Annotated in this window: 13 protein-coding genes; 6 read left to right on the forward strand and 7 right to left on the reverse strand. The window is 65.1% G+C overall.

Annotated elements, in window-relative coordinates:
- Positions 1 to 34: 34 nt before the first annotated feature.
- The 6 genes from CTR55_RS21835 to CTR55_RS21860 all read right to left on the reverse strand — a co-directional run bounded on the left by CTR55_RS21835 (position 35) and on the right by CTR55_RS21860 (position 7175).
- The gene (locus CTR55_RS21835) at positions 35 to 1993 is read right to left on the reverse strand and encodes a methyl-accepting chemotaxis protein (RefSeq protein ID WP_296289269.1); all 1959 of its coding nucleotides are present in this window, start codon (positions 1991 to 1993) and stop codon (positions 35 to 37) included.
- A gap of 301 nt (positions 1994 to 2294) precedes the next feature.
- Positions 2295 to 3866, reverse strand: coding sequence for an ATP-dependent RNA helicase RhlB (rhlB, locus tag CTR55_RS21840; RefSeq protein WP_296289270.1), 1572 nt, complete (start codon positions 3864 to 3866; stop codon positions 2295 to 2297).
- A 96-nt stretch (positions 3867 to 3962) separates the two neighbouring features.
- Positions 3963 to 5120 (reverse strand): dipeptidase, encoded by a 1158-nt coding sequence (locus tag CTR55_RS21845; protein ID WP_296289271.1) that lies wholly within the window; start codon positions 5118 to 5120, stop codon positions 3963 to 3965.
- Positions 5121 to 5223: 103 nt separating this feature from the next.
- Positions 5224 to 6162, reverse strand: coding sequence for a GGDEF domain-containing protein (locus tag CTR55_RS21850; protein WP_296289273.1), 939 nt, complete (start codon positions 6160 to 6162; stop codon positions 5224 to 5226).
- Positions 6163 to 6357: 195 nt separating this feature from the next.
- Positions 6358 to 6489: a hypothetical protein gene (locus CTR55_RS21855; RefSeq protein ID WP_296289274.1), complete on the reverse strand. Its 132-nt coding sequence runs from the start codon at positions 6487 to 6489 to the stop codon at positions 6358 to 6360.
- Positions 6490 to 6521: 32 nt separating this feature from the next.
- Positions 6522 to 7175, reverse strand: a complete 654-nt coding sequence (locus tag CTR55_RS21860; RefSeq protein ID WP_296289276.1) for an alpha/beta fold hydrolase — start codon at positions 7173 to 7175, stop codon at positions 6522 to 6524.
- A gap of 514 nt (positions 7176 to 7689) precedes the next feature.
- Here CTR55_RS21860 and CTR55_RS21865 point away from each other — a divergent pair.
- From CTR55_RS21865 to pcsA, 5 genes are all read left to right on the forward strand, one after another.
- Positions 7690 to 8718, forward strand: a complete 1029-nt coding sequence (locus tag CTR55_RS21865) for an amino acid ABC transporter substrate-binding protein (RefSeq protein ID WP_138216154.1) — start codon at positions 7690 to 7692, stop codon at positions 8716 to 8718.
- A gap of 118 nt (positions 8719 to 8836) precedes the next feature.
- On the forward strand, positions 8837 to 10021 hold the full coding sequence (locus CTR55_RS21870; RefSeq protein WP_296289280.1) for an amino acid ABC transporter permease: 1185 nt from the start codon (positions 8837 to 8839) through the stop codon (positions 10019 to 10021).
- A 10-nt stretch (positions 10022 to 10031) separates the two neighbouring features.
- On the forward strand, positions 10032 to 11129 hold the full coding sequence (locus tag CTR55_RS21875; protein ID WP_296289282.1) for an amino acid ABC transporter permease: 1098 nt from the start codon (positions 10032 to 10034) through the stop codon (positions 11127 to 11129).
- A 12-nt stretch (positions 11130 to 11141) separates the two neighbouring features.
- The gene (locus CTR55_RS21880; protein ID WP_296289284.1) at positions 11142 to 11918 is read left to right on the forward strand and encodes an amino acid ABC transporter ATP-binding protein; all 777 of its coding nucleotides are present in this window, start codon (positions 11142 to 11144) and stop codon (positions 11916 to 11918) included.
- 337 nt (positions 11919 to 12255) lie between these two features.
- On the forward strand, positions 12256 to 12972 hold the full coding sequence (gene pcsA / locus CTR55_RS21885) for a phosphatidylcholine synthase (protein ID WP_296289285.1): 717 nt from the start codon (positions 12256 to 12258) through the stop codon (positions 12970 to 12972).
- Between the two features lie 187 nt (positions 12973 to 13159).
- Here the strand turns inward: pcsA and CTR55_RS21890 are convergent, their stop codons facing one another.
- Entirely contained in the window at positions 13160 to 14116 is a 957-nt protein-coding gene (locus tag CTR55_RS21890) for a helix-turn-helix domain-containing protein (protein ID WP_296289287.1), read from the reverse strand.
- A gap of 123 nt (positions 14117 to 14239) precedes the next feature.
- Between CTR55_RS21890 and CTR55_RS21895 the strand changes: the two genes are divergently transcribed.
- On the forward strand, positions 14240 to 14722 hold the full coding sequence (locus CTR55_RS21895; protein ID WP_296289289.1) for a nuclear transport factor 2 family protein: 483 nt from the start codon (positions 14240 to 14242) through the stop codon (positions 14720 to 14722).
- Positions 14723 to 14781: the final 59 nt, after the last annotated feature.

Here is a 14781-nt window from a genome sequence, read left to right on the forward strand (position 1 = left end):
CCTACAAAAAGCGCTCAACCTGTGTGGGGCGGCATTACAGCTTGAACTGCGCCACCAGCTCTTCCTGGCTACCGGCCACGCGGCGCAGGTGCTCGCCGCAGTCGCGGGTGTGCGCGGCGGTCTTGCGGTTTTCCACGGTCATGTCGCTCAGGCGGTGCATGTGCTGGTTCACTTCCTGGGTCGTGGCGGCCTGCTGTTCGGCGGCGGCGGCGATCTGGAAGGCCATGGCGTGCACGCCCTGCAGCGAGTCGTCCAGCGCGCCGAGTGCGTCCAGTACGGCCTGGGTGTCCTGCTCCAGGGTATGTGCCTGTTCGCTGGCGCCGCTCATGCTCGACTGCGCTTGCACGGATGAATCGCCCAGGCTGCCGACGATGGCGACGATCTCGTCGGTGGCGCTGCGGGTGCGCTGGGCGAGACTGCGCACTTCATCGGCGACCACGGCGAAGCCGCGCCCCGCTTCACCGGCGCGCGCGGCTTCGATGGCGGCGTTGAGGGCGAGCAGATTGGTCTGCTCGGCGATGGAGCGGATCACGTCGAGCACCGAGCCGATCTGCTGGCTCTCACCGGCCAGGGTCTGCACCACGCCATCGGCCTGACGCAGGCCGACCAGCAGTTGGTCCTGGCGGCCGATCATGTGTTGCAGGGTGCCCTGCATGGCGACGAAGGCTTGCCGCGCGGCGGCACTGCCGTCGGCGCTACGGCTGGCGCTGCCGGCGATTTCCTGCACGGTGGCGGCCATCTGATCGACGGCGCTGACCACCATTTCCAGCGCTTCCTGCTGCTGGTCCAGGTGGCTGCTGGTGCGGCCGGCGGCGTCGAGGATGTCGCCGCTGGCATCACCCACAGCCTCGCTGGCCTGGCGCAGACGCTCGACCACCTGGCGCCAGGCCGTGGTCATTTCACGCAGGGCCTGCATCAGGCCGCTGCTGGCGTTGGCATCGTCGCTCAGGCGCAGCTCGCCGTTGGCCAGGCGCTGGGCCAGTGCGGCCATGCTGGCCGGTTCGCCGCCCAGTGGGCGCATCACGCTGCGGCTGACCAGCCAGGTGCCGACGGCCACGCCCACCAGGGTCAGCAGGCCGAGCACGAGGATCTGCCACATCAGCTTGCGCACCGGGGCGAAGGCCTGGGCCTGGTCCATTTCCGCCACCAGCGCCCAATGCAGGCCGTCGAGGTTCAGCGGGACGAAGGATTTCAGCGCGGGCTCGTTGCTCAGGCCGATCTCCGAGAGCCGACCTTGCTCGCCAGCCAGGGCTTTCTCGATGGCCTGGCCGGGCAGGGCGGTGGGGGTTTCCTTGTCGCGGCGTACGTGGTGATCGGCGAAACGCACCGAATCCGAGCGCAGGCTGCTGTCGCCACCGACCAGGTAGGTTTCGCCGTTATCGCCCAGGCCCTGGCGGTTCTGCATCACTTCGTTGATCGCCGCGAGCGGCAGCTCCAGCACCAGCAGCAACTGCAGCTTGCCGTTGTCCTTGATCGGCGCGGCCAGCCATTGCACTGGCTGCTGGTCGTTGGGCGCTTGCTCCAGGTCGCTGATGCTGGCCTTGCCGCTGTCCAGCGCGGTGCGGACGAACTTGCCGAAGGCGCTGTCGCGCCACTGCGGGGTACCCATGTTCTGCTGGTAGTCGACGCCACGGCCGAGGCTGAAGACCACGGTGCCGTCGCCGGCCACCAGGCGCAGTTCGCGGTAGCCGAAGGTCTTGATGAAGTTCTCGAACACCGGGCGGTCGTAATTGGCGGTCGTCACCAGCGAAGCGCTATCCAGGCCCGCGTAGTTGCTGCCCAGGTTGGTGGCGAGGCTGCTGAGTTGGTCGTTGCGCGCCTTCCAGGCGTCCATCAGTTGCCGCTGCTTGATGCTGGCGACCGCTTCGAGGGCATTCAGGCTTTGTTCTTCGAGGGCCCGGCTGGCCTGGAGATAGACCACGATGGCCATCACCAGTACGGGGATCAGGCCGACCGAGAGGAAACTCAGAGCAAGTTTGGCGCGCAAGGGCATGGGAGGATTCCGACGAGTTCTTGGAATTGTTCTCGCGTGCTTTGCAAGAAGCGTGCGAATTTTTTTACGTCTGTAAATAAATCTGAGCAGAAGTGGCCGAGGTGGGCCTGGCGCGCGGGTGGTGGCGCGTTGCCATTGTTTGCGGGGGGATGGCGTACGGTCGTCCCGGCGGGTCCGGCGGGAGAAACGAGAGGCGCCAGGAAGGGGAATGCGTCACTGGACGTAACGCCGATGGGAACAAAAAAGGCGAAGCCGGGTGGCTTCGCCTTGTTTGGGTGCGGAAGGTCAGTGCAGCGGGCGATCAGTGCTTGCGCGGTACCGGCTTGAGCAACTCGGTGGGCGGCATTTCGCAGTTGATCTTGCGGCCCAGCAGCTCTTCGATCGGCGGCAGGGCGAAGGCATCGTCCTCGCCAGCGAAGCTGATGGAGGTGCCGGTGCTGCCGGCGCGGCCGGTACGGCCGATGCGGTGCACGTAGTCGTCCGGATCTTCGGGCAGGGTGAAGTTGATCACGTGGCTGATGCCGTCGACGTGGATGCCGCGACCGGCGACGTCGGTGGCGACCAGTACGCGAATCTTGCCTTCACGGAAGCCTTCGAGAACCTTGATGCGCTTGTGCTGCGGTACGTCACCGGACATCTGGGCGGCGCTGATGCCGTCCTTGGTCAGGCGTTCCTCGATGCGGCGAACCTCGTCCTTGCGGTTGGCAAAGACCATCACGCGAGTCCAGTCGTTCTGCGAGATCAGGTTGTACAGCAGCTTGTACTTGTCGCTGCCAGCCACGGCGTAGACGTGCTGCTCGACGGTATCGCTGGCGACGTTCTCCGGCTCGATCTCGACGATGGCGGGGTCGACGGTCCACTGCTTGGCCAGGTTCATCACGTCGTCGGTGAAGGTGGCGGAGAACAGCAGGGTCTGGCGCTCGCCCTTGTGCGGGGTCTGGCGGATGATCTGACGGACCTGCGGGATGAAGCCCATGTCGAGCATGCGGTCGGCTTCGTCCAGCACCATCACCTCGACCATGTCCAGGTGCACCTCGCCGCGCTGGTTGAAGTCCAGCAGGCGGCCCGGGGTGGCGACCAGGATGTCGCAGAAGCGCGATTCCAGGGTCTTGAGCTGCTTGTCGAAGTCCATGCCGCCGACGAAGCTCATCACGTTCAGGCCGGTGTACTTGGCCAGGCCGAGGGCGTCGTTGGCGATCTGCACCACCAGCTCGCGGGTCGGCGCGATGATCAGTGCACGCGGCTCGCCCATGTAGCGCTCTTTCGGCGGCGGGGTCTGCAGCAGCTGGGTGATGATCGAGATGAGGAACGCGGCGGTCTTGCCGGTGCCGGTCTGGGCGCGGCCGATGGCGTCCTGGCCGCGCAGGGTGAAGCCCAGTACCTGCGCCTGGATCGGCGTGCAGTAGGGGAAGCCCAGGTCATGGATGGCGTGCATCAGACGCGGGTCGAGGTTGAAGTCGTGGAAGCGCGTCTTGCCTTCGGCAGGCTCGACCGCGAAGTCCTCCAGCTTCCAGTTGTCGACCACCGGCGTGCGCGGCTTGCGCTCGCGGCGCGGTCTGTCGGCCCTCGGCTCGCGGGGCTTGTCGGCGTTCTCGGTTTTCGGGGAATGCTCGGCCTTGGCGGCGTGGTCGCGTTTTTCGCCGCGTTCGCCTTTTTCGGAACGCTCGGCGCGGGGTTTGTCGCTTTTCGGGCCGCGTGCCGGCTTCTCGGCAGCATCGGCGGAATCGCCCTGGGGGCGCGGATTGCGCGGTTTGCGCGGGCGCTTCTCGCCGCTCTGGGCGGGCTCGGAGGCAGCGGGAGCGGGGGCTGCCGGCGTGGTGACGGGTTGCTCGCCATCACCCTTGCTGAAGATTTTCTTGAGTGCTTTGAGCACGGTGATCTCGTACTGGTTAAGGAATGAACGGCCGCCAGTGTAATGCAAGATGCCCGCAGGGCGAAGTGCCACGGGCATCCAAGGGCTTGACTTGGCTTACGGAAGGTTCTCCAGCAGCAGCCGGCGCACGTTGCCGCCCATGATCGCGGCGATGTCGTCGTTGCTGAAACCGGCCCTGGCCAGGCCCTGGGTCAGTTGTGCCAGGCCGGTGGTGTCGAAGGGCGCATTCACCGCGCCGTCGAAGTCGGAACCCAGCGCGATGTGCTCGACTCCCACTTTGTCGGCGGCGTAGCGCATGGCTTTGACGATGGCGTCGACGGACGTCTCGCACACCGCGCCGTCCCAGTAGCCGATGCCGATCACTCCGCCGGTTCTGGCGATGCCACGCAGGTGGGCGTCGGTCAGGTTGCGCGGGCCGGGGCAGGTGCCGGCGACGCCGGTGTGGGAGACGATCACCGGGCGCTTGGCGATGGCCAGCACGTCGTCGATCAGCGGGCGCGAGGCGTGGGCCAGGTCGATCAACATCTTCTTGTCTTCCAGGCGCGGGACGACTTCGCGGCCGAACTCGGTCAGGCCGCCTTTCTTCAGGCCGTGGGCGGAGCCGCCGACTTCGTTATCGAAGAAGTGGGTCAGGCCCATGATGCGGAAGCCCGCGTCATACAGGCGGTCGATATTTTCCAGCTTGCCTTCCAGCGGGTGCAGGCCTTCGGTGGCGAGCACGCCAGCGAGCTGTTTCGGGTCCTTCTGCCAGGCGCCGAGGTAGCGGCTGAAGTCGTCGCGGCTGCGGATCAGGGTCAGCTTGCCGTGGCTGTCGGCGGCGGCCTTGTCCAGCAGTTCGGCCTGGTAGAGCGCGCGTTCGAGCAGGCTGTTCCAGGTGCGCGCCGGCCAGCGCTGGGCGATCACCAGTGGGGTGATGTTGTCGCTGTCGGCACTGTTGCTTTCGTAATTGAGGCCGCGCGGGGTCTTGGTGACGGTGGAGAACACCTGCAGGCCGACGTGGCCTTCGAGCAGGCGCGGCAGGTCGGTGTGGCCGTGGTCGTGGCGGTCGAGCAGGTTGCGGTCCCAGAGCAGGGCGTCGTCGTGCAGGTCGGCGATGAACAGGGTCTGGTGCAGCGCCTGGGCCTCGGGGGAGGCGGGGTAGGGCGGCTTGCTGGCCACGGTGTTCATCTGTCGGTCCAGGTAGCCCGGCAGGTTGAAGAAGATCCCCAGGCCAACGGCCAGCAGGACGATCAGGATGATCAGTAGTTTGCGCATGTCAGCTTCCCGGCTTTGTTGTTATGGATGCTCTTGTCGGAGCTTGGCTGGGGCGCAATCTAACAGAAGGGCGGGGCCAGAGTAGTGGGGCCGCGCCTCGGGCTCAGCCGCAGAGGCAGTTGCGGCCCTTCTGCTTGGCCTGGTAGAGGGCGCCATCGGCGCGCAGGATCAGGCTCGGCAGGTTTTCCTGAAGGTCCATCTCGGCCAGGCCGAGGGATACGGTGACGCCGGGCAACACGCCCACCGGGGAATAGAAGGAGGCGACCTGTTCCAGGCTCTGGCGCAGGCGGTTGCCGATGCGCCGGGCTTCCTCGATGGCGATTTCCGGCAGGAGGATGACGAACTCCTCGCCACCGAAGCGCGCCATGCTGTCCTTGGGCCGCAGCTGGCTGCGCAGGGTGTGGGCGACCAGACAGAGCGCGTAGTCGCCGGCCAGGTGGCCGTGCTCGTCGTTGTAGTTCTTGAAGTGGTCGACATCGAGCATGAGCATGCACATGGGCTGTTCGTTGAAGGCGCAGCGCGTGCTCTCACGGTCGTAGATGTGCTCCAGCCAACGCCGGTTGAACAGCCCGGTGAGGGTGTCGATGTTGGCGTTCTGCTCGGTGTCGAGAATGATCCGGTTGCCCTGGCGCACCCGCTCGCAGAGTACCGAGAGGAGGTTCTGCATGATCTGGGGCGAATGTTCGAACAGCCCGATCAGCGCCTCACGGTGCAGGCGCAATACGGTGGTCGGCTCGTTGGCGACGACGTAGGCGGAGGGATGATCGCTGTCGATGAAGCTGATCTCGCCGGCGCAATCACCTGGATGCAGGGTGCTCACTGGCTGATTGTCCAGCGAGCCGAGGTACACCGTCAGGTGCCCGGAGAGAACCATATAAAGGAAGTGGTTGCGGTTGAAAGGCGACAGCAGGATTTCCCCGCGGTCCAGCTCGCAGGCGCGGAAATCCTTGAGCAACAGCTGCAGGTTGGCCGCGGCCACGTTCTGGAACAGGCGCAGGTGCTGGAGTTGGCGGATGTCTTCTTTCCACTGCGCGGCTTTCATGGCGCAGTGGCGGACTGGCGATGACTGATGATGTGCACGACTGACTCTCCCTGTAGTCCTCTTCGCACATTGAGCCATCAGTATTAGTCAGATTTGACTACTGGCAATTCGCTCCCAAGCCCGGCCGACCGGCGGTCGGCCGGTGTTTCATCGGCTTTCCACCCGCTCCACATGCACGGCGTAACCACGCAGGGGCTAGGCCAGCACAGTGCGCGAGTCTAGGTCGAGGCCGCCGACGAACAGACGCGCTTTCTGCCCGTGACGGTCATCGGCGGTCACCTCGACGCGTGGCGCCGGGGTGAGGTGCCGTGTCTCGTCTTTGACCACGCGACGAATGGCCTCCAGGCAGGATCAGGGGGTTACAGGCGCTCCCGCAGCCAGGCGCCGATATCGCCGAGTTCCTCGTTGCTCACTTCGTGGCTCATCGGGTAGGTGCGCCACTGGGTGGGCACCTCGTTGGCCTGCAGGAAGTCGTAGGCGGCGCGGCCCATGGCCGGCGTCACTACGTCATCGAAACTGCCATGCAGGCAGAGTGCGGACAGTTGTCTTTTGGTAGCGGGCAGGCTTATGCCTTCGCTGAATGTCGGGCCATAGGTGGAGAGGGCCATGACCCCGCCCAGTTCGCCGTTCCAGCGCAGATAGCCGGTGTGCAGCACCACGGCGCCGCCCTGGGAGAAGCCGGCGAGGATGATGCGCTTGGCGGCGATGCCCTGATCGAGCTGGCCCTGGATCAGCGCGATCACGCTGTCGGCCGAGGCTTCCAGCTGGGCTTCGTCGATGGCGCGGGCCGGCGCCATGGCGAGGATGTCGTACCAGCTGGGCGCGGGCATGCCGTTGAACACGGTGACCGGGCGGGTCGGCGCCTGCGGGAGGATGAAGCGTGTCGACTGGAAGCTGCGTTGCAGCATCTGTGCTACCGGCTCGAAGTCGTAACGGTCGGCCCCCAGGCCGTGCAACCAAATGACGCAGGAGTCGGCGCTCTGGGAGGGTTCGATGATCAAGGGCTGGGTCATGCTGGCTCCAGGATGGGGCGGGCGCTCTAGGAAGGGGCGCTGCGGGAGGAATCGGGTAGGCGGGGCATGCAAGAAGATGTCGCCTGGCCATAACTTGTGGGACTTGACTGCACGAATTTGCACGAACGTTCCTAGGCTGGTACGAGCCTTGCTATCGCTACTGGCAGGTCATGCGGCCCCACTTCCGGTAACACTCTACCGACCCCATCCGGAAAGCTGTACCGGAAGTGGCGCCGCGCAGGCCTTGGGCTGCTTCAGGGTTCGTCGCGTCGGCTGCGGTCAACAGGCGGCGCGACGGACCTTCGCCTTCACTCGCAATGATCCCTTGATACCCGTTCCAGCGTGCAAAACCTGCGCGCTCGCAGGTGTGTTCGTGGCTTGGCGAAGGAATTTTCGCAGGCCGTCTAGACTCACCTTCAGGTCTCCATCCCGTTAGATGTCTTGCTTGTGCCTCACGAGGGTACGGCGGTGGAACCGGGACTCCAAAACACTAAAAAAGCAACGGAGAAGATCGATGAAGATGGTGAAATCCACCCTGGCAGTGCTGACCACCGCCGCCGTGTTCGGCATCAGCGGGCTCGCCCATGCCGGCGCCACCCTGGATGCTGTGAAGAAGAAAGGCTACGTGCAGTGCGGTATCAGTGACGGTCTTCCCGGCTTCTCGTATGCCGACGCCAAGGGCCAGTACAAGGGCATCGACGTGGACGTCTGCCGCGCCGTGGCGGCGGCCGTGTTCGGCGACGCGAGCAAGGTCAAGTACAGCCCGCTGACCGCCAAGGAGCGTTTCACCGCGCTGCAGTCCGGCGAGATCGACATTCTCTCGCGCAACACCACCTGGACCAGTTCGCGCGACAGCGCCATGGGCCTGAATTTCGTCGGCGTGACCTACTACGACGGCCAGGGCTTCCTGGTGAACAAGAAGCTCGGCGTCTCCAGCGCCAAGGAGCTCGACGGCGCCACCGTCTGCATCCAGGCGGGCACCACCACCGAGCTCAACCTGTCCGACTACTTCCGCTCCAACAACCTCAAGTACACCCCCATCACCTACGACACCTCCGACGAGAGCGCCAAGTCGCTGGAGTCCGGCCGTTGCGACGTGCTGACCTCCGACCAGTCGCAGCTCTACGCCCAGCGCATCAAGCTGGCCGCGCCGGACGAGTACGTGGTGCTGCCCGAAGTGATCTCCAAGGAGCCCCTCGGCCCGGCCGTGCGCCAGGGTGACGAGGAGTGGTTCGACATCGCGCGCTGGACGCTCTTCGCGATGCTCAACGCCGAGGAGCTGGGCATCAACTCGAAGAACGTCGAGGAACAGGCCAAGAGCACCAAGAACCCGGACGTCGCGCGTCTGCTCGGCGCCGAGGGCGACTACGGCAAGGACCTCAAGCTGCCCAAGGACTGGGCGGTACAGATCGTCAAGCAAGTGGGTAACTACGGCGAGATCTTCGACCGCAACGTCGGCGACGGCAGCGACCTGAAGATCAAGCGCGGCCTCAATGCCCAGTGGAACAAGGGTGGTCTGCAGTACGCACCGCCGGTGCGCTGACCTGACCCAATCCGGCGCCCGGAAGCGGGGCGCCGGACTGTTTCGAACGACGTGAAGCCTTCCGGGCAGTCGCGGGCGTAGCCCCGTGGTCGCCCGGCGGCCTTCCGAGAGGGCTTACATGCAGAATTCCATCAAGGCCCAGCGCCCGCGAGGGGTATCGCTCAACGATCCCGTCGTGCGCGGCTGGGCATTCCAGGTCATCGCCGTCATCGTCGTGGTGGCGGTGGGCTGGTTCCTCTTCGACAACACCCAGACCAACCTCGCCCATCGCGGCATCCAGTCCGGTTTCGGCTTCCTCGACCACAGCGCCGGCTTCGGCATCTCTCAACACCTGATCGATTACAGCGAAAGCGACACCTACGCGCGGGTGTTCATGGTCGGCCTGCTGAATACGCTGCTGGTCACCGTGATTGGTATCGTCTTCGCCACCGTCCTGGGCTTCATCCTCGGTGTGGCGCGGTTGTCGCCCAACTGGCTGATCCGCAAGCTGGCGACCCTGTACATCGAGACTTTCCGCAACATCCCGCCGTTGCTGCAGATCTTTTTCTGGTACTTCGCCGTGCTCGGCCCGCTGCCCAATCCGCGGCAGAGCATCAGCTTCGGCGACCTGTTCTTCATCAACAACCGCGGCCTGCAGATGCCCGCACCGATTGCCGCCGATGGCCTCGGTCCGTTCATCGTCGCGGTGGTCCTGGCCCTGGTCGGCTGGGCGGTGATCTGGAAGTGGGCCAAGGCCCGCCGGCATGCCACGGGCAAATCCTTCCCGGTGTTCGTCAGTGGCCTGGCGCTGCTGGTCCTGTTGCCGGGCTTGGTGTCGCTGGTGGCCGGCGCACCGTTCCACTGGGATATGCCGGTGCTGCAGGGCTTCAACTTCCGTGGCGGCTGGGTGGTGATCCCGGAGCTGGTGTCCATCGTCCTCGCGCTGTCGGTCTACACCGCCGCCTTCATCGGCGAGACGGTGCGCGCCGGCATCCAGGCGGTCAGCCATGGTCAGACCGAGGCGGCTGGCTCGCTCGGCCTGCGCCCGGGGCAGACGCTGCGCCTGGTGATCATCCCGCAGGCGCTGCGGGTGATCATTCCGCCGCTGACCAGCCAATACCTGAACCTGGCGAAGAACTCCTCGCTGGCGGCCGCCATCGGCTACCCGGACATGGTCTCGCTGTTCGCTGGCACGGTGCTCAACCAGACCGGCCAGGCCATCGAGACCATGGCCATCACCATGAGCGTGTACCTGGCCATCAGCATCAGCATTTCGCTGCTGATGAACTGGTACAACAAGCACATCGCGCTGGTCGAGAGGTAGGGGAAACGCCATGACAACTCATACCTTCAAGCCCGACCTGCCGCCACCGGCGATGAGCGTGGGCGTGCTCGCCTGGCTGCGCGCCAACCTGTTCTCCAGCTGGTTCAACACCCTGCTGACGCTGGTTGGTATCTACCTGGTCTACCTGATCCTGCCGCCGCTGCTGGAGTGGGCGATCATCAAGGCCGACTGGACCGGCACCACCCGCGCCGACTGCTCCCGCGAGGGCGCCTGCTGGGTGTTCATCGGCTCGCGCTTCGGCCAGTTCATGTACGGCTTCTACCCCGAAGAACTGCGCTGGCGCGTCGACCTCACCGTGCTGTTCGTGGTCTTCGGCGCAGCGCCGCTGTTCCTCAAGCGCTTCGCGTACAAGGTGAAGTACGGCCTGGGCTTCCTCGTGGCATTGCCGATCGTGGCCTACTGGCTGCTGCACGGCGGCTTCCTCGGCCTGGCAAGCGTGCCCACCAGTGCCTGGGGCGGCCTGATGCTCACCGTGGTGATCGCTGCGGTGGGCATCTGCGGGGCGATGCCGCTGGGCATCCTGCTGGCGCTCGGACGGCGTTCGAAGATGCCGGCGATCAAGGTCATCTGCGTCACCACCATCGAGTTCTGGCGCGGTGTGCCGCTGATCACCGTGCTGTTCATGTCTTCGGTGATGCTGCCGCTGTTCCTGCCCGAGGGGATGAACCTGGACAAACTGCTGCGGGCCATGGTGATGGTGGTGCTGTTCGAGGCCGCCTACATCGCCGAGGTGGTGCGTGGCGGCATGCAGGCCATACCCAAGGGGCAGTACGAGGCCGCGGCCGCCATGGGCCTGGGCTACTGGCGGACCATGGGCCTGGTGATCCTGCCGCAGGCGCTCAAGCTGGTGATCCCCGGCATCGTCAACACCTTCATCGCGCTGTTCAAGGACACGAGCCTGGTGATCATCATCGGCCTGTTCGACTTCCTGAATAGCATCAAGCGCGCCACCGCGGACCCGGCCTGGCTGGGCATGGCCACTGAAGGCTATGTGTTTGCCGCGGTCGTCTACTGGATTTTCTGTTTCAGCATGTCCCGCTACTCCATGCACCTGGAGCACAAGCTGGACACTGGCCATAAGCGTTAGGAGTGAATCGTCATGTCTGAAGCCACCCAAAAGACCGCGCAGCCGGCCGTCGGCGATCATGTGATGATCACCATGAAGGGCGTGAACAAGTGGTACGGCCAGTTCCACGTGCTCAAGGACATCAACCTGGAGGTCAAGCAGGGCGAGCGCATCGTGCTCTGCGGGCCATCCGGTTCGGGCAAGTCAACCACCATCCGCTGCATCAACCGCCTGGAGGAACACCAGCAGGGCAGCATCGTGGTCGACGGCACCGAGTTGACCAACGACCTCAAGCAGATCGAGGCGATCCGCAGCGAAGTCGGCATGGTGTTCCAGCACTTCAACCTGTTCCCGCACCTGACCGTGCTGCAGAACTGCATCCTGGCGCCCATGTGGGTGCGCAAGCTGCCCAAGCGCCAGGCCGAGGAAGTCGCCATGCACTACCTGGAGCGCGTGCGCATCCCGGAGCAGGCCAACAAGTTCCCCGGCCAGCTCTCCGGCGGCCAGCAGCAGCGCGTGGCGATCGCCCGTGCGCTGTGCATGAAGCCGAAGATCATGCTGTTCGACGAACCCACCTCGGCGCTCGACCCGGAAATGGTCAAGGAAGTGCTCGACACCATGATCGGCCTGGCGCAGAGCGGCATGACCATGCTCTGCGTGACCCACGAGATGGGCTTCGCGCGCACCGTGGCGAACCGGGTGATCTTCATGGACAAGGGTGAGATCGTCGAGCAGGCGCCGCCGGACCAGTTCTTCGACAACCCGCAGTCGGACCGCACCAAGCTGTTCCTCAGCCAGATCCTGCACTGATGTATTTGTAGGAGCGAGTTTGCTCGCGAACAGGCTTCCCGGCCACTTCGGTGCTGGGCGGTTCGCGAGCAAGAACTGGGCGTCCACCTCGCTCCTACAACGAACTCGCGCCTTTCCTCGCGTTATCAGGTCAGCCCCGTCACGCTCGTCCCCCCCGATGGCGAGCCCAGGCCCCTACGGCGTATGCTGCCGATTCCACCGCAACACGGTGCACATCGCGAAAAAGCGGCTGAACTCGGTCGTCTGGTCGGTGTTCCCATGTGCAGTGGTTTGTCAGGGATGGGCTACCGTTTGAAGTAGCTCCCCTGCATCCGCCGTCCAAAGGAAGAGAGCCGACGTGAACCTGATCCTATCGCCATTGAACCTCAGCAAAGCCAAGGCCTGGGGCGCCCACGCGGTGACCTCCAGCGGTGTCATCCTCGCGCTGCTGGCGCTGCTTGCGCTGGTCGACAACAAGCCCCAAGCCTGCCTGCTGTGGCTGGGTGCGGCGCTGCTGGTGGATGGCCTGGACGGCACCCTGGCGCGCAAGTTCGACGTCAAGGCGGTGCTGCCGCACTTCGATGGCTCCACCCTCGATCTGGTGATCGATTACCTCACCTACGTCTTCATCCCCGCGATCTTCATCTACCGCTACATTCCGCTGCCGGTGCACACCGAACTGCTGGCGGTGGGGGTGATCCTGGTGTCCTCGCTGTTCTGCTTCTGCAACGTCAACATGAAGAGCAAGGACAACTACTTCGTCGGCTTCCCGGCCGCCTGGAACGTGGTGGCGGTGTACTTCTTCGTGCTCGACCTGCACCCCTGGGTGAGCTTCGTCACTGTACTGGTGCTGGCCGCGCTGACCCTGACCCGCATGAAGTTCCTGCACCCGTTCCGAGTGCGCCAGTTCATGCCGCTGAACATCGCCGTGACCTTTATCTGGATGCTCAGCAGCGCGCTGCTGATCCTCCAGCATCCGCTGGACCAGCCCTGGCTGCTCGGTCTGTGGTTCGTGGCTTCGGCCTACTTCGTCGGTGTCTGCGTGTGGCGCACGGCGATGGAGTGGTTCAACTGACCGACCCGGATTCGCGGTCTTCTTTTACGTAGGATGGTGTGGAACGAAGCGATACCCATCGATACCCATTTCCACCCAGCCGTCGATCGACGGCTCTTCGTAGGAGCGAGCTTGCTCGCGAACGGTGTTCTCCGGCGACTTCCAAGTTAGGCGGGTTCGCGAGCAAGCTCGCTCCTACAGAAAAACGTCAAGCCTGCCGCCCCATCAGCCTCTGCCGGAAAGCCCCCGGCGTCTCCCCGCACACCTGCTTGAACAGCCGCGCGAAGCTTGCCCGGTCCGCATAGCCGACGTCGCTGGCGATGCGCTCCAGCGAACGCCCCGGATCACCCAGCGCCTCCTGCGCCGAGGCAATGCGCAGGCGTTGCACGTAATCGTTCGGCGACATCCCCACCTGCTCGCGGAAGCGCCGCAACAGCGTGCGCGTGGAACAGTGCACGCGCTGCGCCAGGGTGGTGAGGTCAAAGGGCTGCGCGTAGTTGTCCTCCAGCCAGGCCAGCAGCGGCTCCAGCGGTGAGCCGGCGGGTAGCGGGTCGGGCAGCAGCGGGGTGAAGCGCCGCTGGCGGCCACGGCCGTGCTCGAACACCAGGGTCGCCGCCGCGCGTCGTGCCAGAGCGGCGCCGGCATGGCGCTCGATCAGGTACAGGCACAGGTCCAGACCCGCCTGGGCACCGCCGGAGCAGAGGCGACCGTTGTCGTCGGTGCACAAGGCGTCGATGTCCAGCCGCACCTGGGGATAACGTTCGCGGAACGTCGCTTCCAGCGCCCAGTGCGTGGTGGCGCGGCGGTTGTCCAGCACGCCGGCCTCCGCCAGCAGGAAAGCGCTGCTGCACAGGCTGCCCAGTTGCACGCTGGCGGGCGCGCGGCGCAACCAGGCGAGCAGCGGCTGATTGGCAGCGACGGTGCTGGCGATATCCGCACCGGTGGCGGGAATCAGCAGCAGGTCGCAGCGCGCGGCGAGATCGAGGCCGCCTTCCACCGCCACGCGGCCGAAGGACAACTCCACCGGCTTGCCGTCGGCGCTGACCCGCAGTACCTCGAAGCGTCGCTCGCCGGCCAGGCGGTTGGCCAGGTGGAAACTGTCCATGGCCAGGCCAAGGCTGGAACACAGGGTTTGCGGGCAGACGAGCAGGGCTATCCTGAACATGGCGTCTCGCTTTTCTCTGGCAGCACAATTGGCGCTATTGATCATAATGTTGTCGATATTGCCAATCGTGTCCAGTCGAACCCGCCCCGATACTGCGCACATCCCTCCCGACACGAGCCCGCCATGGCCCACGCCAACGCCCAGTTGATCGAACGTTTCTACCAGGCCTTCCAGCGCCGCGACGGCGAGGCCATGGCTGCCTGCTACAGCGCCGACGTGCAGTTCAGCGACCCGGTGTTCACCGACCTGCGCGGCGCCGAGGCTGGCGACATGTGGCGCATGCTCACGGCACGCGCCCAGGACTTCTCGCTCACCTACGAGGGCGTCGAGGCCGGCGATTCGAGCGGCTCAGCGCGCTGGGTGGCGTCCTACACCTTCACCCAGACTGGTCGGAAAGTGATCAATCACATCCAGGCACATTTCCATTTCCGAGACGGATTGATCTGTCAGCACGTCGACCGCTTCGACCTGTGGAAATGGTCGCGCCAGGCCCTCGGCATCAAGGGAACCCTGCTCGGCTGGGCGCCGCCAGTGCAGGCGGCGATTCGTGCGCAGGCGGCCAAAGGCCTTGCGGCATACCGCGCACAACGGGTGGGGAAGGCCTGATCGCGGGCTTTCGGGCTCGCCCGTGGCGGCGGGATAGGCTTAAATGACAGGCGACTGAG

Origin of the sequence: Pseudomonas sp. (genome assembly GCF_002796985.1) — a bacterium.
Lineage (GTDB): Bacteria > Pseudomonadota > Gammaproteobacteria > Pseudomonadales > Pseudomonadaceae > Pseudomonas.

Bases quoted from the DNA above. Each gene is read 5' to 3' on its own strand.
- CTR55_RS21860 (WP_296289276.1), bottom strand. From the start codon at position 7,175: ATGACCCAGCCCTTGATCATCGAACCCTCCCAGAGCGCCGACTCCTGC.
- CTR55_RS21865 (WP_138216154.1), top strand. From the start codon at position 7,690: ATGAAGATGGTGAAATCCACCCTGGCAGTGCTGACCACCGCCGCCGTG.
- CTR55_RS21895 (WP_296289289.1), top strand. From the start codon at position 14,240: ATGGCCCACGCCAACGCCCAGTTGATCGAACGTTTCTACCAGGCCTTC.
- CTR55_RS21890 (WP_296289287.1), bottom strand. From the start codon at position 14,116: ATGTTCAGGATAGCCCTGCTCGTCTGCCCGCAAACCCTGTGTTCCAGC.
- CTR55_RS21850 (WP_296289273.1), bottom strand. From the start codon at position 6,162: ATGAAAGCCGCGCAGTGGAAAGAAGACATCCGCCAACTCCAGCACCTG.
- CTR55_RS21870 (WP_296289280.1), top strand. From the start codon at position 8,837: ATGCAGAATTCCATCAAGGCCCAGCGCCCGCGAGGGGTATCGCTCAAC.
- CTR55_RS21845 (WP_296289271.1), bottom strand. From the start codon at position 5,120: ATGCGCAAACTACTGATCATCCTGATCGTCCTGCTGGCCGTTGGCCTG.
- CTR55_RS21835 (WP_296289269.1), bottom strand. From the start codon at position 1,993: ATGCCCTTGCGCGCCAAACTTGCTCTGAGTTTCCTCTCGGTCGGCCTG.
- CTR55_RS21875 (WP_296289282.1), top strand. From the start codon at position 10,032: ATGACAACTCATACCTTCAAGCCCGACCTGCCGCCACCGGCGATGAGC.
- CTR55_RS21880 (WP_296289284.1), top strand. From the start codon at position 11,142: ATGTCTGAAGCCACCCAAAAGACCGCGCAGCCGGCCGTCGGCGATCAT.